Source organism: Halococcus salsus, from assembly GCF_009900715.1.
Classification (GTDB): Archaea; Halobacteriota; Halobacteria; order Halobacteriales; family Halococcaceae; genus Halococcus; species Halococcus salsus.
Genome location: NZ_JAAAJC010000001.1, coordinates 77,243 through 98,815, shown reverse-complemented (window position 1 = coordinate 98,815; position 21,573 = coordinate 77,243). Strand labels below are relative to the sequence as shown.

Sequence of the window (21,573 nt, the reverse complement as noted above, 5' to 3'; positions counted from 1 at the left end):
CGGGGACGTGAGCGGGCGGATGCGCGTTCTCGGTATCGAGGGTACCGCGTGGGCGGCGAGCGCGGCGCTGTTCGATCCCGAAATCGAGGAGGTATACATCGAGAGCGACGCCTATCAACCCGAGACCGGCGGGATCCATCCGCGCGAGGCCGCCGAACACATGCGCACGGCGATCCCGGACGTGGTCGAGACGGTGCTCGACGACGCGGGGGAGGGGGGTATCGACGCGGTGGCGTTTTCCCAGGGACCCGGGCTCGGACCGTGTCTCCGTATCGCGGGCACCGCCGCCCGCGCGCTCGCGCTCTCGCTCGACGTGCCGCTCGTCGGGGTGAACCACATGCTCGCCCACGCCGAGATCGGTCGCCACCGATCGAACTTCGACTCACCGATCTGTCTCAACACCAGCGGCGCGAACGCCCACGTCCTCGGGTTCGTCGGCGGCCGGTACCGGATCCTGGGGGAGACGATGGACACCGGGATCGGCAACGCGCTCGATAAGTTCACCCGCCACCTCGACTGGTCGCACCCCGGGGGGCCGAAGGTCGAACGCGCCGCGCGCGAGGGGAGCTACACCAAACTCCCCTACGTCGTTACCGGGATGGATTTCTCCTTTTCCGGGATCATGAGCGCCGCGAAGGAGGCCGTCGACGACGGGGTCCCCGTCGAGGACGTCTGTTTCTCGCTGCAAGAGACGACGTTCGCGATGCTCACCGAGGTGGCCGAACGCGCGCTCGCGCTCACCGGGAAGACCGAACTCGTGCTCGGCGGCGGCGTTGGGCAGAACGCGCGGCTCCAAGCGATGCTCGGGGAGATGTGTGCGGCCCGCGGGACCGAGTTCTTCGCACCCGAGGCACGCTTCCTCCAGGACAACGCCGGGATGATCGCGGTGCTCGGCGCGAGGATGGCCGAGACCGGGGAGACCATCCCGGTCGAGTCCTCGCGGATCGACTCGGGGTTCCGCCCCGACCAGGTCGCGGTGACGTGGCGCGACCCCGACCCGCCACGGCAGTCCGACCCCGAGACCGACCACCAGGGCGCGGAGGCGGTGGTCGAGTTCGAGGGCGACCGGGTGGTGAAACGCCGTCTCCCCAAATCCTACCGCCATCCCACGCTCGACGACCGGCTCCGGCGCGAGCGCGTCGTCGAGGAGGCGCGCCTCACGAGCGCCGCGCGTCGGCTCGGGGTGCCGACGCCGGTGGTCTACGACGTCGACACCCACGAGACGCGGTTGGTCCTCGAACGCGTCGGCGACGCCGACCTCCGCGACCGGCTGGAGGTGGACGCGGAGGCGGGCACGAACCGGGTCCGTGCGGTCGCCGACCACCTCGCGAGGCTCCACGGCTCGGGGATCGTCCACGGCGACCCGACGACCCGAAACGTCCGGGTGAGTGGGGAGACGGCCGACGACGGCAGAACATACCTCATCGACTTCGGGCTCGGCTACTACACCGACGCGGTCGAGGACCACGCGATGGACTGTCACGTCTTCGAACAGTCGCTCTCGGGAACCGCCACGGAGCCCGACCGGCTCCGCGAGGCCTTCGAGGCGCGCTACGCCGAACGTGGCGAGGGAGCGGTGCTCGACCGCCTCCGGGAGATCGAGGGTCGCGGGCGATACCAGTAGGGCAAAACCAGTAAATCACTTAACGGGGGCCGCCCAATGGGGGGACATGGCAGACGAACGACCACCGTCCGGCGAGATCTTCGGCGTCCCGTACAACTTCAACCGCCCGAGCCTCGGTCGGATGCTGTCGGCGTACTGGCAGCCCGGCGAGGAGATGCTGGTGAAGAAGCCGTTCGGGGTCGGCTACACCCTGAACCTCGCCAACTGGCGGTCGTGGATCGTCCTCGGCGTCGCCGCCTTCCTGGTCGCCCAGGAGAGCAAGGGCGAGGAGACGAGCGAGTACGAGGAGAACGAGGAGCCGGTCGAAGTCATCGTCGACTGAATCGACGCCTACTTTTCGGCGAGTTCCCCATACCCGGCATGCTCAGGTACGTGACGACCAACGAGGGGAAGGTCCGCGAGGCGCGGGCGTACATCGACTGTGACCCCCTCGACTACGACTACACCGAGGTGCAGGCCCCCGACCTCGGGACGATCGCGGCCCACGGCGCGCGCGAGGCCTACACCCACGCGGACGAACCCGTGATCGTCGACGACGCCGGCCTGTTCGTCGACTCCCTCGATGGGTTCCCGGGGCCGTACTCCGCGTACGTCGAGGACACCCTCGGCGTCGAGCGTGTCCGGCGGCTCGTGACCAATCAGGAGGGCGAGGACGGGTCCGCCGAGGACACCCGGGCGGCCTTCCGGTGTGTGCTGGCCTACTGCGACGGCGGGTCGTTCGACGCGAGTCCGGACCCGGTCGACCGGGACGACCGCGCGCTCGCGGCCGCGGCGGGCGACGAGTCGAACGAGGGCCTGCCGGTGAAGCTCTTCGAGGGCGTGGTGCGCGGGCGGATCGTCCCGGCGCGCGGCGACGGCGGGTTCGGCTACGACCCGATCTTCGAACACGACGGCACCACGTTCGCGGAGATGGACACGGCGGAGAAGAACGCGGTCTCCCACCGCGGACGCGCGCTGGCGTCGTTCGGCGAGTGGCTCGGCGAGCGCGGGGAGTAACCCGACCTGGGCGCGGCGAGCGGGTACCGAATGGGAACGCACAAAGTGGCTGGCGTCCCCACCACGACTATGACCAGGATCGCGGGGCTGGCGGGGAACCGGGGCCGGAACCTGCTGCGGATCGCCGAACGGGAACCCGGCGGGGCGGAGCTCGCGGTCGTCCTCACCGACGACCCCGACGCGCCGGTGCTCGATAGCGCGGCCGAGCGCGGGGTTCCCACCGAAGTCGTCGAGCAGGGCGACGACTCGCGTGAGGCCCACGAGCGCCGGCTGCTCGACGCGCTCGACGGCTACGACGTCGACCTCGTTTGCCTCGACGGCTACATGCGCGTGCTCACCGACGAGTACCTCGACGACGCGCCGCTCACCTTCAACGTCCACCCGTCGCTGCTGCCCGCCTTCCCGGGGGCCGACGCCCACGAACAGGTCCTCGATTCGGGCGTCAGCGTCACGGGCTGCACCGTCCACATCGCGACCGAGGAGGTCGACGAAGGACCGATCGTGACCCAGGAGGCAGTACCGGTGTACGCCAACGACGACGCCGAGTCGCTGAAGACCAGGGTGCTCCAGCGGGCCGAGTTCGTGGCCTACCCGCGTGCCGTCCGGTGGTTCGCCGAGGGCGCGATCGAGATCAAGGGTGAGGGCGACGACCGGCAGGTGCGCGTCGAACGCGACGCGACCGACGACTTCCCGAGCCGGCGGATGGCCACCGAGGAGCGCGGGGCACAGCTCAGGTACGGCGAGAACCCACACCAGGCCGCGGCGGTCTACTCGGACCCGACGAGCGAGGCGACGAGCGTGGTCGACGCCGACCAGTTGAACCCCGACGCGAAGGCGCTCTCGTACAACAACTACAACGACGCCGACGGCGCGCTCGGGCTGATCGAGGAGTTCGACGAGCCGGCCGCCGCGGTGATCAAACACACCAACCCCGCGGGCTGTGCGACCGCCGACGACCTCGCGACGGCCTACGAACACGCGCTCGCCACCGATCCGATGAGCGCGTTCGGCGGGATCGTCGCGCTCAACCGCGAGTGCGACGCCGCGACCGCCGAGCAGGTCATCGACTCCTACAAGGAGGTCGTCGTCGCGCCGGGCTACACCGACGACGCGCTCTCGACCCTCCGGGAGAAGGAGAGTCTCCGGGTGCTCGACGTCGGCGAGTTCGGCGCGCAGGCACGCTTTCGCGAGAAACCACTCGCCGGCGGTCGGCTCGTCCAGGAGCGCGACGCCCAGGTCATCACGCCCGACGACTTGGAGGTCGTCACCGAACGCGAACCCACCGACGAGCAGTTGGAGACGATGTGTTTCGCCTGGCAGGTCATCAAACACGTCAAGTCGAACGCGATCCTGCTCGCCGACGGCACCGAGACCGTCGGGGTGGGGATGGGCCAAGTCTCGCGGGTCGACGCGGTGCGGCTGGCGGCGATGAAGGCCGACGAACACGCCGAGGGGAAGGGTCCCGAGGGGTCGGTGCTGGCGTCGGACGCGTTCTTCCCGTTCCCCGACGGCATCGAGGCGGCGGCCGAGGCCGGCGTCGAAGCCGTGGTCCAGCCCGGCGGCTCCATGCGGGACGACGAGGTGGTCGCGGCGGCCGACGACCTCGGTCTCGCGATGGCCCACACCGGTCAGCGCGCCTTCCGCCACGACTGAACCGGTCGATTCGCGGCCCAGAAGGTTCGAGCAATCCACCTATCGACGAACCGTCGGCGATGCTGGTATCACAACCGCTAAGTGAATCCCGCACCGTTTTCGAGATAGCTAAAACCGACTCCCGGCACCGGGATCGGCCTTCATCAAAGAACATGACACAGGGACCAGATACGGGAGCGTCCTCCAGTTCGTCCGGTCTGCCCTCGCGCCGACGGTTTCTGACTGTGGCCGCGGCCGGCACGCTCGCCAGCGTCGGCGGGCTCACGGGAGCCGCCGCCCAGTCACAGCCCGAGACGATCGAGCTCGATGGCACGACCGCCGGCTGGGTCGGTCGAGCCCCCGGCCGGATCGAGGGCGCGACCAACCCGACCCTCCACCTCGAAGCCGGTACCGACTACCGGATCACGTGGACGAACACCGACGGCGCGCCACACAACATCGAGATACACGACGCCAACGGCACCGTCCTCGAACGGACGGAGGTCATCTCCGGGAGGGGGAAGACCCAGACCCTCGCGTTCACCGCGACCGAGGAGATGGCGACCTACCTCTGTGAGGTCCACCCGACCACGATGGTCGGTGACGTCAGTTTCGAGCCGGCGACCGAGACCACGACGAGCGGGGTCGAAGTGGACGAGTCGTACTTCGAGAAGGGACCGCAGATACGAACCGAGACGGTCGCCGACGAGGGTCTCACCGCGCCGCTGGACCTCGCAGTGCCGCCTGGCGAGCGCGGCCGCCTCTTCATCGTGGACCAAGTGGGCCAGATCTACGTCTACGACACCGCTTCCGGCGAGCGCGAGACCTTCTTCGACCTCAGCGACCAGCTCGTCGACTTCGGGAACCTCCCGAACGAGAAGGTGATCGACGAACGCGGCCTGCTCGGACTCGCGTTCCACCCGAACTTCGCCGAGAACCGCAAGTTCTACGTGGCCTACAGCGCCCCGCGGCGCGAGGGCACGCCCTCGAACTACACCCACACGCAAGTGGTCGAGGAGTACGAGGCAAACGCGGACGGCACGGCGGCGTTACCCGAAACCCAGCGCGTGCTGCTCGAAATGCCCTCGCCGTACTACACCCACAACGGCGGCGCGCTCGCGTTCGGCCCCGACGACGGCTACCTCTACATCAGCATCGGCAACGGGGGCGGCGCGCTGAAGTCGGAGAAGCAGGTCGACGACTGGTACGCCCCGAACCGGGGCGGGAACGGCCAGGACGTCGGCCACAACCTCCTGGGGAGCATCCTCCGGATCGACGTCGATACGCAGGAGGGAGGGAAAGCCTACGGGATCCCCGACGGCAACCCGCTGGTCGACGACGCGGGCCTCGACGAACACTACGCCTGGGGCTTTCGCAACCCCTGGCGGATGGACTTCTCCGGCGGTCGGCTGATGGCCGCCGACGTCGGACAGGCGCGATACGAGGAGGTCGACGTCGTCGAGAAGGGCGGCAACTACGGGTGGAACATCAAGGAAGGGACCCACTGTTTCGCCGCGACCGGCAACCCGGGCGACACGCGGGCGTCGTGTCCGAGCCGCACCCCCGACTCGGTGCGCGGCGGCGAGCCGCTGATCGACCCCGTCGTCGAGTACCCCCACCCGAACGTCGAGGACGGCCCCGGGGCCGGCATCTCCGTGATCGGCGGCTACTTCTACGAGAACGCGACCATCCCGGAGCTCGAAGACCGGTACGTCTTCGGCGACTACTCGAAGGGGAAGGCCGAACCGACGGGGTCGCTGTTCGCCGCCACCCCGACCGACGAGGGCCAGTGGTCGACCGAAGAGATAACGCTCGCCGACACCGACAACGGTCATCTGAACGGGTTCTTGCTGTGTGTCGGTCGGGACAACGACGGCGAACTCTACGCGCTGACGACCGACGAACTCGGCCCGACGGGCGAGACCGGGGCCGTCCAGCGCCTCCGGCCGCCCGCGGCCGAGGAGACGACGGCCGCCGACACCGAGACGCCGGGTCGACCGCCGACCGCGACGGCGACCGCCGAGCCCACCCCGACCGCGACCGCCACCGAGACGGCCACCGCGACCGAGGAACCGACACCGACCGCGACCGAGAGCGCGACGACCACGAACACGTCGAACGGAACCGAGGACGGTGGGGTCGGCCGGTTCGTCCCGGGGAGCGGACCCGGGTTCGGCGTGCTCGCGGGGCTGGCGGGCGTCGTCGGCATCGCCGCCCGACTGGTGTCCCGGGGCGGGGACGAATGACCGAGGCCGGATCGCCCGTCCGGGCCGGACGGCGACGCGGACGGGACCACTCGCCGGAGCGTGAGAGTTGACAATGAACTTCGATACCACCACGACGGAACGGCTCGCACCGAACGGAACGACCCGCAGACGATTCCTCCGGACGGCGGCCTCGGTCGGCGCGCTCGCCGGTGTCGGGGGCCTCGCCGGCGCACAGTCGGAGCCCGAGACGTTCAGTTTCGGTGGCGAGGTCGGGGGCTGGATCGGGCGCTCGCCCGATTCGGTCGCCGACGAGACCAACCCCCCGCTCCGGCTCGAAGCCGGCACGACCTACGTGTTCGAGTGGGAGAACACCGACGGCCAGCCCCACAACGTCGCCTTCCTCGACGACGACGACAACTCCATCGAGCGCAGCGAGATCGTCTCGGAACAGGGCGCGACCCAGAGCTACGAGTTCACCGCGACCGAGGAGATGGCGGCCTACATCTGCGACGTCCATCCCGTCTCGATGCGCGGGGAGATACTGTTCGGCGACGAGACCGCGACACCGGAGAACACGAACGCCGAACCGTACGTCCCGAAGGGCGCGTCGGTGCGGCTCGAAACCGTCGCCGACGGCGGTCTCGTCGCACCGCTCGACTTCGAGACCCCGCCGGGCGGGTCGGCGATGTACATCGTGGACCGGTTCGGCCAGGTCTACCTCCGGGATTCCGACGGCCTCCGTGACGAGCCGTTCATCGACGTGAGCGACCGGATCGTCGAGATCACCGGCGAGATGGGACTGCTCGGGATGGCCTTCCACCCCGACTACGAGGAGAACCGGAAGTTCTACCTGCGTTACAGCGCCCCGATCCGGGAGGGAACCCCGGAGGAGTTCGACCACACCGAGGTCCTCGCCGAGTTCACGGCGAACGACGACGGTACCAGCGCCGACCCCGACTCCGAGCGGACGGTCATGGAGATCCCCTCGCCGTACGACACCCACAACTCGGGAGCGATCGTCTTCGGGCCCGAGGACGGCTACCTCTACATGGGCATGGGCGACGGCGGCGGGGCCCACGACACCGACCTGGGCCACGTCTCCGATTGGTACGAGGCGAACGAGGGCGGCAACGGCCAGAACGTCTCCGAGAACCTGCTGGGTGGCATCCACCGGATCGACGTCGACTCACAGGACGGCGAGAAAGCCTACGGGATCCCCGACGACAACCCGCTGGTGGAGGGAGCAGGGCTCGACGAGTACTACGCGTGGGGCCTCCGTAACCCCTGGCGGATGGGGTTTTCGGGGGGCGACCTCTACGCCTCCGACGTCGGGCAGAACATGTTCGAGGAGATCGACCTGATCGAGAAGGGCACCAACTACGGCTGGAACGTCCGCGAGGGGACCCACTGCTTCAGCCCCGGTCCCGAGGGGAGTCGAAATCCGCCGGAGTCGTGTCCCACCCACACCCCCGAGGACGTCCGCGGCGGCGAACCCCTCGTCGACCCGATCATCGAGTACCCCCACACCCACGAGGGGGTCGGGGTCGGGTCGGCGTCGATCGGAGGCTACATATACGAGAACGACGCCATCCCCGCCCTCCAGGGGAAGTACGTCTTCGGCGACTTCCGGAAGACGAAGGAGACCGAGACCCCGACGGGGTCGCTGTTCGCCGCCACGCCGGCCGAGGGCGACGGGCTCTGGGAGCTCGAGGACCTCCAGATCGAGAACACCGAGAACGGCTACGTCGGCGGCTACGTGCTCGCGCTCGGACGGGACGACGACGGCGAGCTCTACGTCCTGACGACGGACAACACCGGCGGGGACGAGACCGGCCGGGTTCGGCGGATCCTGCCGCCGGAGAACGAGGAAGCCACCACGACCGGCAACGCGACCACGGCGACCGGCAACGCCACGGTCGCCACGAACGGCAGCTCGACCGCCTCCGGAACCGCCGGAACCGGAACGAGCGCGACGGCGACCGGAACCGGAGCGGGCACCGGGACGGGTGCGACGGCGACCGGGACCGCCGGGACGACGGGCGGCACGACGGCCGGGTCGGAGGGCGGTTCAGCCGGAACGGGTGGCTCGGCCGGCGGGACCGGGAACGGGAGTTCGGAGGGGACCACCGAGGGCTCGGGGCCCGGCTTCGGCGTGCTCGCGGCGGCCGGCGCGGTCGCAGTCGGTGCGGCGCGGGCGCTGCTGGGTCGGGACGATTGATCCTTCGCGAGCGAGTCAACGCGTTCACGGTTCCGGCCTGAAAAGGGAGGGCAATGGTGACGTTCGCGACGGGGCTCCAGTTGCTCGGCGGTCTCGGATTGCTGTTCTCGAACGGCTTCTTCGTCGTCACGGAGTTCGCGCTGACGCGGGTGAGACAGTTCTCGGAGAGCGAGTTCCGCGGCCGGAGCGGGCTCGAACGCGCCTGGGAGATGACCGAGGAGCTCGAGATCTACCTCTCGGGTTGTCAGCTCGGGATCACGATATCGAGCGTCGGGCTGGGGATCGTGGCCGAACCGGCGCTCGTGGCGGTGCTCGACCCGGCGGTGCGGGCGGTGGGGCTGGCCGGCGTGCTCGGCGGGTCGGAGGGCCACACCGCGCTCGCGGTAGGGCTCGCGCTCGCGAGCGTCAACCTGCTCCACGTCATCGTCGCCGAGCAGGCCCCGACCTACCTCGGGATCGAACGGACGAAGCTCGCGGCGCGCTACGGCGCGCCGGTGCTCTACTGGTGGACGACGCTCCTCGGCCCCGTGATCCGGTTCGCCGACTGGGTGGCGAAGGGGTTACTCGGCCTCGTCGGCATCGAGATCACCCGGTCGTGGGCCGACGAGGAGATGGAAGAAGGCGACGGCGACGACCGGCCGGCCTCGCGTGGCGAGCTCAAGAGCCGGATGGGGTCGATCCTCGGTGGGGAGATCCCCGACGAACGCGAAGAGGAGGTGCTCAACGCACTCGAGATCGGCGAGACGCCCGTGGCGGACGTGATGATCCCCCGCGAGGCGGTGGTGGCGCTCTCGACGGGCGATTCGGTGGCCGACAACATTGAAGTCATGCGGAAGCGCCAGCACACCCGGCTCCCGCTCGTCGGCGAGTCGCTCGACGAGTTCGTCGGGGTCGTCTACGCGCCGGTGGTGCTCGCGAACATCGACGCCCTCCGGGAGGGAAAACTCGCGCTCGACGCCATCGCCACCCCGCCGATGACGGTGCCCGACGACCTCCCGGTCAGCGAGCTCATCGACCGGTTCCAGGCCGAGAACCAGGAGCTCGCGCTGGTCGAGGGAACGAACGAGCGCGACGAAAGCCGTGTGGTCGGGCTCGTGACGACGACCGACGCGTTCGAGGCGATCGCCGGCGACCTCGAGGACCCGTTCGACTGAGCCTCAATCCGCCGCCGAGCCCGCCCCGCCGTGGGAGTCCTCCGTCATCGAGGAGTCGCGGTGGAGGTAGTAGAGCACGCCGAACAGGAGCGTCGCGAACACGTTGAGGACGGCCTTGTAGTCGAGCTCGATCGAGGTCTCGGCGACCTGTGTACCCGCGCGAGGCGGGATGAGTCCAACGCCGGCGAAGACCGCGTGGACCGCCAGTCCCGTGACCACCGCCGCGACGAAGATCATCCCCGAGAGGACCGCCGCGAACTGCGTCCCGTAGTAGCCACGGTAGGCGTCCATCAGCGGCGGGATGATGAGGTCGGCGTAGATGTAACTCAGCACGCCGCCGAACGAGAGCCCCTCCGTCCAGAGGATGGTGGCGAACGGGACGTTCCCGACCGAACAGACGAACGTCACGATACCGATCACCGCGCCGAGGAAGGTGGTCCAGACGACGAACGCCGGGAGGCCGAGGAGTTCGCCCGCGAACAGGCCGGTCCAGACCGAATCGGGCACGAACCCGGAGAGGATCCCGGCGAAGACGAAGCCCACGAGGATGTCCTCCCAGAGCATCCCCCACTCCTTCCACTGTTTGTCGGCGAGCGCGCGCCAGCCGTCGAGCGAGGTGGCGCGCTCGCGGATCGAGTCGTTCGCGTCCGAGGGGTCGAAGCTCTCCATGCAGCTCGCAGAACAGAAGTAGTAGGTCGTGCCGTCGTGCTCGGTGGAGTAGTCGGTCTCTTCGGGATCGACGTCCATCCCACAGACCGGGTCGCGGGCGGTGGGGTCGTCGTCGGACGTGGCGTTCTCGCGGGCGCGCTCGATCACGTCGTCGGGGACGAGATAGCGAAACCCGAGCGCCATCAGGCCGATCAGGAGGAACCCGCCGAGGAAGTCGGCGACGAGGAACTGCCACCCGAGCAGGATCCAGATCACCGCGCCGATCTCGATCACGAGGTTGGTCGAGGCGAACATGAACGCGCCGAGCGCGGCGGCCGCCGACGCGCCCTTCTTGAAGAAGTTCTTCGCGGTGGCGGTCGCCGAGTACGAACAGGACGAGGAGACGAACCCGAAGAAGGTCCCGTAGGCGAGTTCGCGCGGGCCGTTTCCTTCGAGGAGCTCCGAGACCTTCTCGCTCGGGACCCACGCCTCCACGCCGCCGGCGATCGCGAAGCCGACCACCAGCGCCCACCACGTTATCCAACCCATCGTGACCGCCGTCGTCGCGGTCTCGGCCGCGCCGTCGACGAGAAACGACCCGAGGGGCTCCCGGGTCGTGACCGCTCCGACGGCGACCGCGAGCAGCGCGAGCACCGTGAGGATCGCGTAATCACGTTTCTCCATCGTGTCTCGATCTACACGGTCGTCCCTTTCGTGGGTTGTGCCTTCGATAGCATCGTCGTCGTCGCCGAGCGGTTTCAGTGGCGAACTGTGGGGAGCCGTTCACCTCGGATGTTGAACTGTCCGGGAGTGAGAACACCGTAAGCGAAGTACGAATACTCGATGAGGGGTCGAGGCCCAGTCAGTCTCGATCGGTCCGAGTCAGTCCTGGTCGCCCCAGGCGGAGTCGTGGACCGCGTCCCGCACGGGCCGGGCTTCGGCCTCGGTCCGATCGCGGACCATCCGGCGGAGGCGGGCGAGTTCGGCGACGATCGAGTCGCGGCCGAACACCGCGAAGCCGCAGAAGATGACGACGAACCCGACGAGGGTCGTGGTCGAGACGGACTCGCCGAGGAGCACCCAGCCGCCGAGGGTGGCCACCACGGGCGAGAGGTAGAAGATCAGGTTGCCCTGGATCGCGCCGACCTCGTCGAGGAGGCCGAAGTAGGCGATGAACGCCAGCGCACCCGAGAACACCCCGACGTAGCCGAGCGCCGCGACCCCGGGCAAGGTCCACTCCACCATCGCGGGACTCTCGCCGGCGGCGAGGCTGAGGCCGTGACAGACCAGCGCCCCGACCGGGAGCGCCCAGGCCGTTCTGACGGTGCTCGAAAGCGAGGAGTCCGCCCGACGGATCGTCACGCTCCCGAGCGCGCCGAAGACCGCCGCCGCGAGCATGAGGGCCTTCCCGAGCAGGCCGCCGCCGAGGAGGCTCGCGGGGTCGATACCCACCACGAGCGCCACCCCGACGAACCCGAGCGCCATCCCGACGCCGCCGGCCCGCGAGAGGCGTTCGTCGGAGAGGAGCACCGCCGCGAGCACCGGCGTCAGGATCGGGTTGAGGCTGTAAACGATCGACGCGACGCCGCTGGAAGTGAACTGCTGACCGACGAAGATACAGGCGTTCGTGAGCCCGATCGCGAACACGCCCGCCCCCGCGATCCCGAGGAGGTCCGACCGGGTTCGGGGGAGCAGTTCCTCGCGCGGGAACCGATAGACCGCGTAGCCGACCAGCACGAGCGCCCCGATGTCGAAACGGGTGGCGACGAACAGCAGCGGCGGGAAGTACTCGAGGCCGGCCTTCGCGGCCACGAACGTGCCGCCGAAGAAGACACCCGCAGCGAGGAAGAGACCGACCAGGCGACGCGATTCCGACACTACCGACGTCCCCCGACCGAGGACGTCGTTCCGAAACCGTTCCGCGCGAAGGGAGGGAGTTCGTCGTTCATCGAGTCTCAATACGTCGTCCGGGTTTGTATATGTGTTCAGAAACGTTTTCGGAGAATGAAAGAGTGTCGGGGTACGTCGCCGGCTCACGGCGTGAGCGGATTTCAGGGGACGAAAACGGCTATACGCGAGCGGGGGTCAGGGAGGACATGGACCGGGCGCTCGAAGAGATCGAGTTCCTCGCGCTGTCGGCGAATCGAGTGGCGGTGCTCGAGACGCTGCGCGAGCACGCGTGTACCCGCCGGGAGCTCGCCGAGCGCACCGACGCCTCCCAGCCCACGCTCGGACGCGTCCTCAGGGACCTCACCGAGCGCCACTGGGTGACCCACGACGGCGAGCGCTACACGACGACCGCCACGGGGGAGATGGTCGCGGCGGAGTTCACCGACCTCCGGGAGACCCTCGAAACGGAGCTGCGGCTCCGCGAGGTGATGGCGTGGCTGCCGACCGACACGATGACGTTCGACCTCCGGCGGCTCCGGGACGCGACGATCACCCGCCCGAGCCAGACCCGGCCCGACGCACCCGTCCAGCGCGCGCTCGAGCTCCTCTGGGACGCCAGCGAGGTCAGGATCTTCTCGCACGCGTTCAACGGCCGGAGCCTCGACGTGCTCCAGCGCCGTATCGCCGACCACGAGGGGCGGTTCGAGGGGGTGTTCTCGCCGGCCGCGGTCGAGGCGCTGGCCGACGACGCCCCGCTCCGCCGCCAGCTCCAGGACCTGCTCGCGGCCGACGACGCCGAGGTCCGGCTCTACGACGGGTCGATCCCGGTCGCGGTGACGCTCGCCGACGACGTGGTCCACCTCATGCTCCGGGACGAGGGCGGCCTCCTCCGGGCGGGGATCGACACCGACGACGAGGCGGCGGTCGCGTGGGCACGCGAGACCCACGCGGCCTACTGGGAGCACGCCACGCCGCTCGACCTCGACGCGCTCGACTGAGCCTCGACCCGCGACCACGCGGGATTTACAACGAGAATTGTTAACTATACTGATAAGTCTTATCCGTAGTCGGTGCCGACCGCCGAGCGATGAAGACGGGGACGGGAACGACGGGGCGCATCGCACGCCTGTTCGGCGCGACCGACGACCCCCGGTCCGGGTCGGCGGACCCCGACACGCCACGTCGGGCCCGCGTGGCCGACTCGGTGATATTCGGGGTGCTCGGGGCGGCGTTCGCGACGTGGGCGGTCCGGATCCCGGCTGTGAGCGGGTCTCTGGAGATCGATTCGGGGGCCATCGGGCTGGCGCTGCTCGGCCTCGCGGTCGGGAGCATTCTCGGTCTGGTGACCAGCAGCGCGCTGGTCTCGCGCTACGGCAGCCGGCGCGTGATCCGGGGCGGGCTGTTCGTCTACTGCCTCGGGCTCCCCGTCGTCGGGCTCGCCGGCGAGTTCGCGAGCCTCGTGGGGCTGTTGGTGGTGTTCGGGTTCGGCAAGGGGTTGGTCGACGTGGCCGCGAACGCGCAGGGTATCCGTGTCGAGCGCGGCTACGCCGGCCAGATAATGGGGAGTTTCCACGGGCTGTTCAGCGGCGGCGGGCTGGTGGGGTCGGGCTTCGGCGGGGTCGCGGTCGTGCTCGGTCTCTCGGTCGAGACACACTTCGCCATCGTCGGCGTGGCCTTGCTCCTCGTCGGCCTCGCCGCCAGCACGCGACTGCTCCCCTTCGAACCCAGCACCGGGAGCGACACGGCGTTCGCGCTTCCCTCCCGGAAGCTCGCGGGCTTCTGTGCGATCGGGTTCTGTGCGCTGTTCATCGAGGGGGTCGGCAACGACTGGAGCGCGGTGTTCCTCGACGGCCCGGCGGGTGCGGGGCCCGCGGTCGCCACTCTCGGCTTCGCGGCGTTCTCGCTGTTGATGATGGTCGGGCGATTCCTCTCCGACCGGCTCGTGACGCGGCTCGGCGCGCGGCGCTTCCTCCGGCTGACGGCGACGGTCGCGGGGCTGGGACTCGCCCTGACGCTGGTCGCCCAGCCGGTCGTCTCGCTCGTCGGCTTCGCGGTGCTCGGGGCGGGGCTGGCCGGCGTGATGCCGGTCGCGGTGAGCATGGCGGGCAACCACGACCCCGACACCCCGGCCGAGCGCGCGGTCGCCGCGGTCTCGACGACGGGGTACGGCGGGTTCGTGATCGGACCGGTGCTGATCGGGCTGCTCGCCGACGCTACCTCGCTCCGGACGGCCTTCCTCCCGGCGCTCGGGCTCGCGGTCGCCATCGTGGCGCTGACGACCGTCCTCCCGACGGTCACTCGGGGTTCCCACACCGGTTCCGTCGGCGCGAGCGGGGACGACTAGCCCGACTCGACCCGCTCGACGACGAGCCGGGTCACCGCGACGTCCTCGGTGATGGCACCCCGCCCACCGACCGTGTACGTGCGGTCGTCGGTTTCGAGACACACCCGAGCCGCGCCGGCGAGTTCGGGGAGCGACGCGGGTTCGTCGTCCGTCGTGCCGGTGTACTCGACCCCCACGAACTCCCCCGCGAGGGTACACGGCTCCCCCGTCCCGACGAACTCGCCCTCGACCCGTCCGGAGATGGTCGCGCCGCCGTCGAGAACGGGTTCGAGCCACCGGACGCAGTCGGTGATCTCGACGAACGAGTGGGGTGGCTCGTCGCTCCGCGCGGTGTAGACCTCGTCGTAGACCTCCCAGAGCCGGCTCAGGAAGTACCAGTGGAAGACGTAGGCGGTGGTGTAGTCGTCGACGAGCACGCCGTACCCGTCGGACTGTGGCGCGGCGGTCGCGTAGCACGCCCGCTGGCGGTCGGCCAGCAACAAGAACGGCCCCGGAAGCTCCCGATGGCGCACCTCGGTACACGCCCCCTCGAACGCCGACACGTCGAGCCCGTCGTCGTCCGGGACGTGGAGCGAGAGCTGGATTTGGACGCCACGCTCGAAGGCCTCGCGGAGGTCGGTGTCGATCCGGCGAAACTCCTCGGGCGTCGCGGCGACTTGGAGGTGGGCGGTCGCCCCCGCGACCGTCTCGCGGGCGTGTTCGAACACGGTCCGGCGGCGGCGCACGATGCTCACGCCGCCGCCCTCGACCGTCGCCTCGCGATAGCGGGTCTCGACCTCCTCGATGGCGGCCTCGAACCGCTCGACGGCGGTCCGCAACCCCGAGAGCGCCTCGTCGGGGTCGTTCGCCCGGGCGTAGAGCCGGTCGCGGTCGTAGGTCGTCACGTAGCCCGCGTCCTCCAGCCCGCGGAGCACGTCGTAGACCCGGGGCTGGGGCACGTCGCTCCAGGCGGCGATGTCGCTCGCCGACCCCGAGCCACGTTCGAGGAGCGCGACGTAGGCGTCGGCCTGGTAGGGCGAGAGCCCGGCCGTTTCGAGCACCGCCCGGAGCTCGTCGGAGTTCATTGGCGGGAGTTCGATCGGAGCGGGCTTAGGTCCCGTGCCCACGACGCGACGGTACCACGGACCGACCGACGCGCCGCCTGCGAGTGCCGGCCCGGAGCCTAATCCGCCGGCCCGCCGTTGGTCGATATGAGTTCCGGAGAGTGGAGCGGCGACGACGAGTTCGAGTGTTCGACCTGCGGGGCCGTCTTCGAGACCGAGCGGGAGCTCGAACAGCACACCGAATCGGAACATCCCGATCAGTCGTCCTGACCCACGGACGAACCATCCACTCCCGACCGTCGTGTCGGGAACCCCTGATATCCCCCACAACAGATGCTCTTCAACGACCGACTCCGAACCGACGACACCGTCGAATCGATCCCGCGCGAGGAGATGCTGCGCCACTGGCTCGAAAAGGAGGTCCACGAGAACGACGGCGACGACCTCGCTGTCGACGCCATCGACGACGAGGACCGCCTGCTCGACGAGCTCGTCGAGCGGAAACCCATCGCGGAGTCGATCTTCGCCGACAGCGACCTCCGATGGCACCACCTCGACCTCCACGAGGACGAGCTCGAAGCCCTCCACACCATCAAGGGCGAGTCCGGCGAGGACTGGCGGGCGATCACCGAGGAGAACACCATCGCGAGCATCGCCGACCACATCCACGAGGCCGACGACCTCGCGGAGCTCGACACCCCGAAGGACCTCGAACAGGTGGTGGACTTCGCCTCGAAGTTCCCCGACGAGATCGAGATGGAGGAGCTGATCGTCGCCGACGAGGCCGACGAGGACGCCTACCTCGCCGACGGAAATCATCGAGCGGTGGCGATCGCACTCCATCTCAGAGATGGGGGAGCCTACCCCGAACAGGAGGCCTACGTCGGCGTGAGTGCGGACGAACTCGACCGATAGCGGGGCTGGAGTTCCGCTCGAATCACTCCAGCCGGTAGCGCAACAGCGCCGCGATACCGCCGAGCGCACCCAGTTGATTACCGGGCGCGAACTCGCTCGAAAAGACGGTGACGGAGCCGCCCTGCTGTTCGACGCTCTCGATGACCTCGTTCGCGTCGATGTCCCAGTCGCCCTCGCCGGCACGCTCCTCGCGGAGTTTGTCGTCGAGCACCAGCAGTTCCTCGACCGCGCCGTACTCCGCCGCCTCGGCCACCGCCTCGATACCGTAGGTCGCCGCACCCTCGGTGGCGATGCGTTCGGTGAGTTCGTCGATCTGCTCGGCCTCTTCTGCAATTCGAGTCTCGGCCTGGACCTCTTCGACCGCGCCGCGTTTCAGGACCTCGTGAACCCCACGATCCCCGGCGGCGCTGGTGTCGACCGTCGCGCCGAACTTCTCGGCGACCTCGGAGTGGTGGCGCTCGATGTACTTCCGGGCGTCCTCTTTGGTAAATCCCGGCCCGGCCAGCAGGACGGTGTCGACGTCGAGGTGTGAGAGGGCGCTCGCGAGGTCCCCGAAGAGTTCCTCGCGGTCGCGGGCGTCCTCGCCCTTTCCTGTCGGCCCCGTCAGAGAGGCGTACTCCTCGGTGCCGTACTGGGCGACGGTGTGGATCGAGGCCGCACCCTCCTCGACCGTGGCGATGGCGACCTCGGCGTTCTCGGTGGCCTCGACGGCCTCCTCGATCCGCTCGCGCTGGTCGGGCTGCCAGCGCTTCTCGATCTCGACCTCCTCGCGTTCCTCGACGTTCAGGGTGTGGTGATGACCGACTTGATCCTCGCGCGAGGCCCACTCGATAGTCCCGGAAACCCGGAGGCGGTTGGCAAACTTGTGGAACTCGCTCTCCTCTACACTGATGGTGACGGACATGGGTTCGCGCTCGCCGCCGGTGTCGCGCATCCGGTCGTCGTCGCGCTGGATGCGGCGGGTGGTGTCGCCGCTCACGAGGTCGCCGGGTTCGAGAACGTAGGAGAGATGCCAGAGGTCGTCGAGGCTCTCGGGGACGAGCGTCCAGCGCTCGCGCCCGCCCTCGACGGTCGTCCGGCCGTTGATGCGCATGGTGGTCCTCGGGGATGTGGGGCTAAGTGCGCTGTCGTTCGCGGTACCGACCCGTGTGGGTCCGAAGGGACGACGGGATGGCCGTCGCGGTCCTCGGGTCGGGTCTCGTCAGCCCAGGATCAGCAGGAGGACAGGGATCGCGAGGACGGAGGCGAACACGGCGAAGCCGACCAGTACCCGGGTCGTCGTGACGAGCCGCTCGATAGCGACGAGTCGAGATCCATCGATTCGAGAACGAACGACACGATTGAATATGTATCGACGTTTGGTGCTCGATTCCATCGCGGAGTCAGCGGGAGACAAGAGTTATGCCATCGTGAACTGATTCACGAACGACAGATGACTCGACCATCGAATCCACGCGTCGTGGGGGCTCCGTGAGCGACCAGCGGGAGCCGACGGCGACGGTCGATGCGACCGACGAGCGCTCACCGCGGGCGGGGTCCCACGAACGGTCCGTCGAGGGATCGACGACGAGGCGACACCACGAAACCGACGAGGTCTACTGCTGGAACTGTGGCCGCTCCGTCGCGGCGGCCGCCGAGATCTGCCCAGAGTGTGGTGTCAGACAGCGACCGCCGCCGACCGAGAGCGGGAAGAATCCGGGCGTCGCGGCGCTCCTCTCCGCGGTCTGGACGGGTGCCGGTCAGATCTACAACGGCGACATCGGTCGCGGTGTTGCGCTGATGGCGCTGATGTTCGTCTCGACGGTATCCATCGTCGTCGGCATCGGGTTCGTCACGACGCCGCTCATCTGGGGCTACGCTATCTACGACGCGTACCGCACCGCCGATGCGGGTGTTCGAAATCGGGAGGATCATGAGTTCTAAGCGTCGCCGAAACACCGACGAGGTGTTCTGTCGCCACTGTGGGGAGGTGATCTCGGTCCAGGCCGAGGTCTGTCCCCACTGCGGCGTCCGCAACGCCCGCTACAACGGGGGGTCGACGCTGGGGTCGGAGCGCTCTGACACGACGCTCGGGTTAGAGACGAACATCACGGCGGCGCTCGCCTACGTTCTCGGTTTCGTTTCCGGGATCGCGGTCTACCTGCTTGAGGACGACGAGTTCTCCCGATTCCACGCCGCCCAGAGCATCGCGGTGTTCGGTGGGCTCGCGGTGGTAAACGTCTTTCTCGGAGTGTTCACCGCCATCGGGATCTCCTCCGTCGGCGCGACGCTGAGCGGCCTCGTCTCGCTCGTGACGCTCGGCCTCTGGGTGTTCCTTATCATCACGGCCTACCGGGGTGAAACCCGCCGGATCCCTCTCGCGGCCGACGTCGCCGACCAGCTCGTCGGCGGACCGAGCGAGCGGAGTCGAACGTCCGGCACTGGCAAATCGACGGGTGGAACGGTGGCCGACAACGACGCGCTGGCAACGCTCCGGTCCCGATACGCCCGCGGCGAGATCGGCGAGGACGAGTTCGAACGCCGGCTCGAACGGCTGCTCGAAAGCGAACACGACGACCGAAACCGGGGTCGTGAATCGCCGGAAACCGAACGTTCGTGGTAAGTACTCGGGTCAGTCCTCGACGACGCGACTCCCGCCTGGCGGCAGGAACTCCGCGATGAGGTCGGGGCTCGCCACCTTCCGGACGAAGGAGGTATCCCGAAACCGCTCGCGGAAGGTCCGATAGAGGCGCTTCGCGGCGTCGTTCTGGGCGTACTGACCCGGTTCGAGCGTGACCGAGGTCTCCGTTCGGGGTTCGATCGCCGACGGCGGACCGCCGACCACGCGGGTCTCGGGTTCGCAGGTGATACCGACCGCCGCGCTCACGGCCGTATCCCTGAAGTAGGTGCGGTCGCCGCGAACGGTGAACGCGCCCTTTTCGAGGTACTCGCCGCTCTCGGGGGTCTTCGAGACCTGGTCGGGTTCGGCCATGTAGACGTCGCCCGCGAAGCGCCCGTCCTTCCAGACGGAGGAGTACGAGACGGCGAACGTCGCGGCCTCGTCGAGCGTCGTCTCGGGGAGGTCGATCTCGCGGGTCGGTTCGCTCGGGCCGGTGGCCTTGAGTATCGTGACGGGCCCACCACGGGCCTGGGTGTGGAAGAAGCGGTCGCCGCGGTCGAGATATTTCTTGACCAAGTCCTCGTTCTGGTCGGCGTTGCGCCCGCCGAGCACGAGGAACCCGTCCGAGGTGTGGAACCACCGGAAGCGCTCGTACCACTGCTCGTTCGTTCTGACCGGGATGGAGCGGCGGTCGAGCCAGTCGATGTCCTCGGCGTCGTCGTCGGCGTCGGTCGCGTCCGCGCCGCCTGAATTCCACTCCTCGCGACGCTTTTCGAGGGCTTCGAGCTCGGCACGGGTGTCGGCGACCGCCTCCTCCGCACCCTCCTTCTTGCCGAGGACGCGTTTGGCCTCGCGGTAGAGCCGGTCGGCGTTCTGCTCGACGCCCTCGCGCGGGTCGAGGGTGACCGTCTCGCCGTCGATCTCCACCCCGACCGTTCCCTCGCTCGAATCGATGCCCGCGACGGCCTCCGCCGCCGGGATCCCCTGTGCTTTGCCCTCCTCGAACCGGTCCTCGATCTCCTCCCACGGGGTGTCGCGTTCGCGCGCCGTGCGCACAGTTGAAAGGATCTCGTCGACGAGACCGTAGTTGGCGTAGAGGGATTCGGCCTTCGCGCGTTCGGTCTCGGCCTGTTCCTCGAAGCCCTGGATCGCCCCCTCCTGCTGGTCGATGATGCGTTGCTGGCGTTCGATCTCCTCCTCGAAGTCGGGTTTCTCGCGCCCGCCGCCCTCCTCGTTCTCGGTGGTCTCGAGGTCGACGAAGTAGGCGTCGAGCGCCTCGGTGAACGACTCGAAACCCTCGCTGTCGAGGTGGTCGTTCTCTTCGAGCGGGAACGGTGTGACGTCGACCGGTTCCTCGTCCTCGCGGTAGATCCGCGGGTCGAAGTCGCCGCTCGACAGGCGCTCCGCGAGGCGGGTGAGTGCGTCGAACAGCGCCGTGTACTCCTCCTCACCCGAGTCCTCGATGGCCTGCTCCTTCTCGACGCCGGCACGGGTACAGATCTCCTCCGCGTAGAGCCCACCGAAGTTGAGCTGGGTCGCGAGGGTCCGCACGAGGTCGGTGTTCGACTCCTCCATCCGGGCGGCGAAGCCCTCGTAGTCGACTGCGAGCGGGTCGAAGCGCGAGGAGGGGAACTCGTACTGTGCGCCGGGGGCCACGGTTCTGGACTGGAGGCGAACGGTGTTGAGACAGTCGACGACTTCCCCCGTCGAGTCGAGCACCGCGACGTTGCCCTCGCCGAAGAGTTCGGCCACGATCCTCGTGTCCCGGTCCTCGCGTTCGAACTCGAAGGTCAGCACGCGGTCGAAGCCGAACTGCGAGGCCCCGGCGAAGTCGGCCCCCGAGAGTCGGTTTCTGAGCATCTTCGCGAAATCCGGTGGCCGACCGGGCGCGTCGGGCACGTGGTCGGGCGAGACGACGTGGGCGCGTTTGGTCTCGCCGACCTCGACCATGAGTTCGACGCGGCCACGGTCGAAGTCCCGGAGTTTCAATCGAAGCAGATCGTCGCCGTAGAGGTAGGCCTTGTCGAGTTTCGCGCCGGCGTAGCGCCCGAGTTCGGTCACGAGCGCCGCGAGGTCGACGCTGGTGAGCTCGCGTTTCGGGTTCATGTTCTCCCACCGAACCCGCGCCGAAAAGAGGTGTCGTTACCGCCGTCCGGGACCGTCGCGGGCCGAGCATTGGGCGAGCGGTGGCGGTGCGGATGGTGTGGCGCGCGGGAGGCCGTCTTCGACGGCCGACTCGTGCGAGGGATGAGCGGAGCGAGTGCAACGAGCGACGCGAATCGGTTGGGGAGGGCGTGGCGCGG

At 68.8% G+C, this 21,573-nt stretch carries 19 protein-coding genes; 13 read left to right on the top strand and 6 right to left on the bottom strand.

The window, feature by feature from the left end:
* The first annotated feature begins 19 nt into the window (after positions 1-19).
* The 7 genes from GT355_RS00440 to GT355_RS00410 all read left to right on the top strand — a co-directional run bounded on the left by GT355_RS00440 (position 20) and on the right by GT355_RS00410 (position 9,831).
* The gene (locus GT355_RS00440) at positions 20-1,624 is read left to right on the top strand and encodes a bifunctional N(6)-L-threonylcarbamoyladenine synthase/serine/threonine protein kinase (RefSeq protein ID WP_160133963.1); all 1,605 of its coding nucleotides are present in this window, start codon (positions 20-22) and stop codon (positions 1,622-1,624) included.
* Positions 1,625-1,670: 46 nt separating this feature from the next.
* Positions 1,671-1,946 (top strand): DUF5808 domain-containing protein, encoded by a 276-nt coding sequence (locus GT355_RS00435; protein ID WP_120073008.1) that lies wholly within the window; start codon positions 1,671-1,673, stop codon positions 1,944-1,946.
* A gap of 38 nt (positions 1,947-1,984) precedes the next feature.
* Positions 1,985-2,620 (top strand): non-canonical purine NTP pyrophosphatase, encoded by a 636-nt coding sequence (locus tag GT355_RS00430; RefSeq protein ID WP_160132690.1) that lies wholly within the window; start codon positions 1,985-1,987, stop codon positions 2,618-2,620.
* A 69-nt stretch (positions 2,621-2,689) separates the two neighbouring features.
* The gene (gene purH / locus GT355_RS00425; protein WP_160132689.1) at positions 2,690-4,273 is read left to right on the top strand and encodes a bifunctional phosphoribosylaminoimidazolecarboxamide formyltransferase/IMP cyclohydrolase; all 1,584 of its coding nucleotides are present in this window, start codon (positions 2,690-2,692) and stop codon (positions 4,271-4,273) included.
* 224 nt (positions 4,274-4,497) lie between these two features.
* On the top strand, positions 4,498-6,498 hold the full coding sequence (locus GT355_RS00420) for a PQQ-dependent sugar dehydrogenase (RefSeq protein WP_160132688.1): 2,001 nt from the start codon (positions 4,498-4,500) through the stop codon (positions 6,496-6,498).
* A 73-nt stretch (positions 6,499-6,571) separates the two neighbouring features.
* On the top strand, positions 6,572-8,677 hold the full coding sequence (locus GT355_RS00415; protein WP_160132687.1) for a PQQ-dependent sugar dehydrogenase: 2,106 nt from the start codon (positions 6,572-6,574) through the stop codon (positions 8,675-8,677).
* A gap of 53 nt (positions 8,678-8,730) precedes the next feature.
* Positions 8,731-9,831 (top strand): CNNM domain-containing protein, encoded by a 1,101-nt coding sequence (locus GT355_RS00410; RefSeq protein WP_160132686.1) that lies wholly within the window; start codon positions 8,731-8,733, stop codon positions 9,829-9,831.
* 3 nt (positions 9,832-9,834) lie between these two features.
* On the opposite strand, the gene GT355_RS00405 is transcribed toward GT355_RS00410, so the two are convergent.
* On the bottom strand, positions 9,835-11,163 hold the full coding sequence (locus GT355_RS00405; protein ID WP_160132685.1) for a permease: 1,329 nt from the start codon (positions 11,161-11,163) through the stop codon (positions 9,835-9,837).
* 198 nt (positions 11,164-11,361) lie between these two features.
* Complete coding sequence (locus tag GT355_RS00400; RefSeq protein WP_160132684.1) at positions 11,362-12,357, bottom strand: DMT family transporter; 996 nt, start codon at positions 12,355-12,357, stop codon at positions 11,362-11,364.
* A 218-nt stretch (positions 12,358-12,575) separates the two neighbouring features.
* Here GT355_RS00400 and GT355_RS00395 point away from each other — a divergent pair, with 218 nt between their 5' ends.
* Both GT355_RS00395 and GT355_RS00390 read left to right on the top strand, forming a co-directional pair.
* Complete coding sequence (locus GT355_RS00395) at positions 12,576-13,367, top strand: helix-turn-helix transcriptional regulator (RefSeq protein WP_160132683.1); 792 nt, start codon at positions 12,576-12,578, stop codon at positions 13,365-13,367.
* A gap of 89 nt (positions 13,368-13,456) precedes the next feature.
* Complete coding sequence (locus GT355_RS00390; protein ID WP_160132682.1) at positions 13,457-14,713, top strand: MFS transporter; 1,257 nt, start codon at positions 13,457-13,459, stop codon at positions 14,711-14,713.
* On the opposite strand, the gene GT355_RS00385 is transcribed toward GT355_RS00390, so the two are convergent.
* Positions 14,710-15,777, bottom strand: a complete 1,068-nt coding sequence (locus GT355_RS00385; RefSeq protein ID WP_160132681.1) for a TrmB family transcriptional regulator — start codon at positions 15,775-15,777, stop codon at positions 14,710-14,712. The genes GT355_RS00390 and GT355_RS00385 overlap by 4 nt on opposite strands.
* Positions 15,778-15,903: 126 nt before the next feature.
* On the opposite strand from GT355_RS00385, the gene GT355_RS00380 reads away from it, so the two are divergent.
* Positions 15,904-16,026, top strand: coding sequence for a C2H2-type zinc finger protein (locus tag GT355_RS00380; protein ID WP_120073251.1), 123 nt, complete (start codon positions 15,904-15,906; stop codon positions 16,024-16,026).
* Between the two features lie 63 nt (positions 16,027-16,089).
* Positions 16,090-16,671 (top strand): hypothetical protein, encoded by a 582-nt coding sequence (locus GT355_RS00375; RefSeq protein WP_160132680.1) that lies wholly within the window; start codon positions 16,090-16,092, stop codon positions 16,669-16,671.
* A 22-nt stretch (positions 16,672-16,693) separates the two neighbouring features.
* On the opposite strand, the gene GT355_RS00370 is transcribed toward GT355_RS00375, so the two are convergent.
* Together GT355_RS00370 and GT355_RS00365 are read right to left on the bottom strand one after the other, a co-directional pair.
* Positions 16,694-17,764, bottom strand: coding sequence for an mRNA surveillance protein pelota (locus tag GT355_RS00370; protein WP_160132679.1), 1,071 nt, complete (start codon positions 17,762-17,764; stop codon positions 16,694-16,696).
* 108 nt (positions 17,765-17,872) lie between these two features.
* Positions 17,873-18,046 carry a hypothetical protein gene (locus tag GT355_RS00365; RefSeq protein ID WP_160132678.1) on the bottom strand — a complete coding sequence of 58 codons (174 nt, stop codon included), beginning with the start codon at positions 18,044-18,046 and terminating at the stop codon, positions 17,873-17,875.
* A gap of 95 nt (positions 18,047-18,141) precedes the next feature.
* Here GT355_RS00365 and GT355_RS18120 point away from each other — a divergent pair, with 95 nt between their 5' ends.
* Both GT355_RS18120 and GT355_RS00355 read left to right on the top strand, forming a co-directional pair.
* On the top strand, positions 18,142-18,594 hold the full coding sequence (locus GT355_RS18120; protein WP_205250424.1) for a zinc ribbon domain-containing protein: 453 nt from the start codon (positions 18,142-18,144) through the stop codon (positions 18,592-18,594).
* On the top strand, positions 18,584-19,273 hold the full coding sequence (locus tag GT355_RS00355; protein ID WP_160132677.1) for an SHOCT domain-containing protein: 690 nt from the start codon (positions 18,584-18,586) through the stop codon (positions 19,271-19,273). The genes GT355_RS18120 and GT355_RS00355 overlap by 11 nt, the downstream gene beginning before the upstream one ends.
* Positions 19,274-19,282: 9 nt before the next feature.
* Here the strand turns inward: GT355_RS00355 and rqcH are convergent, their stop codons facing one another.
* A complete protein-coding gene (gene rqcH / locus GT355_RS00350) occupies positions 19,283-21,376 on the bottom strand; it encodes a ribosome rescue protein RqcH (RefSeq protein WP_160132676.1) in 2,094 nt (697 codons plus the stop codon).
* Positions 21,377-21,573 lie beyond the last annotated feature (197 nt).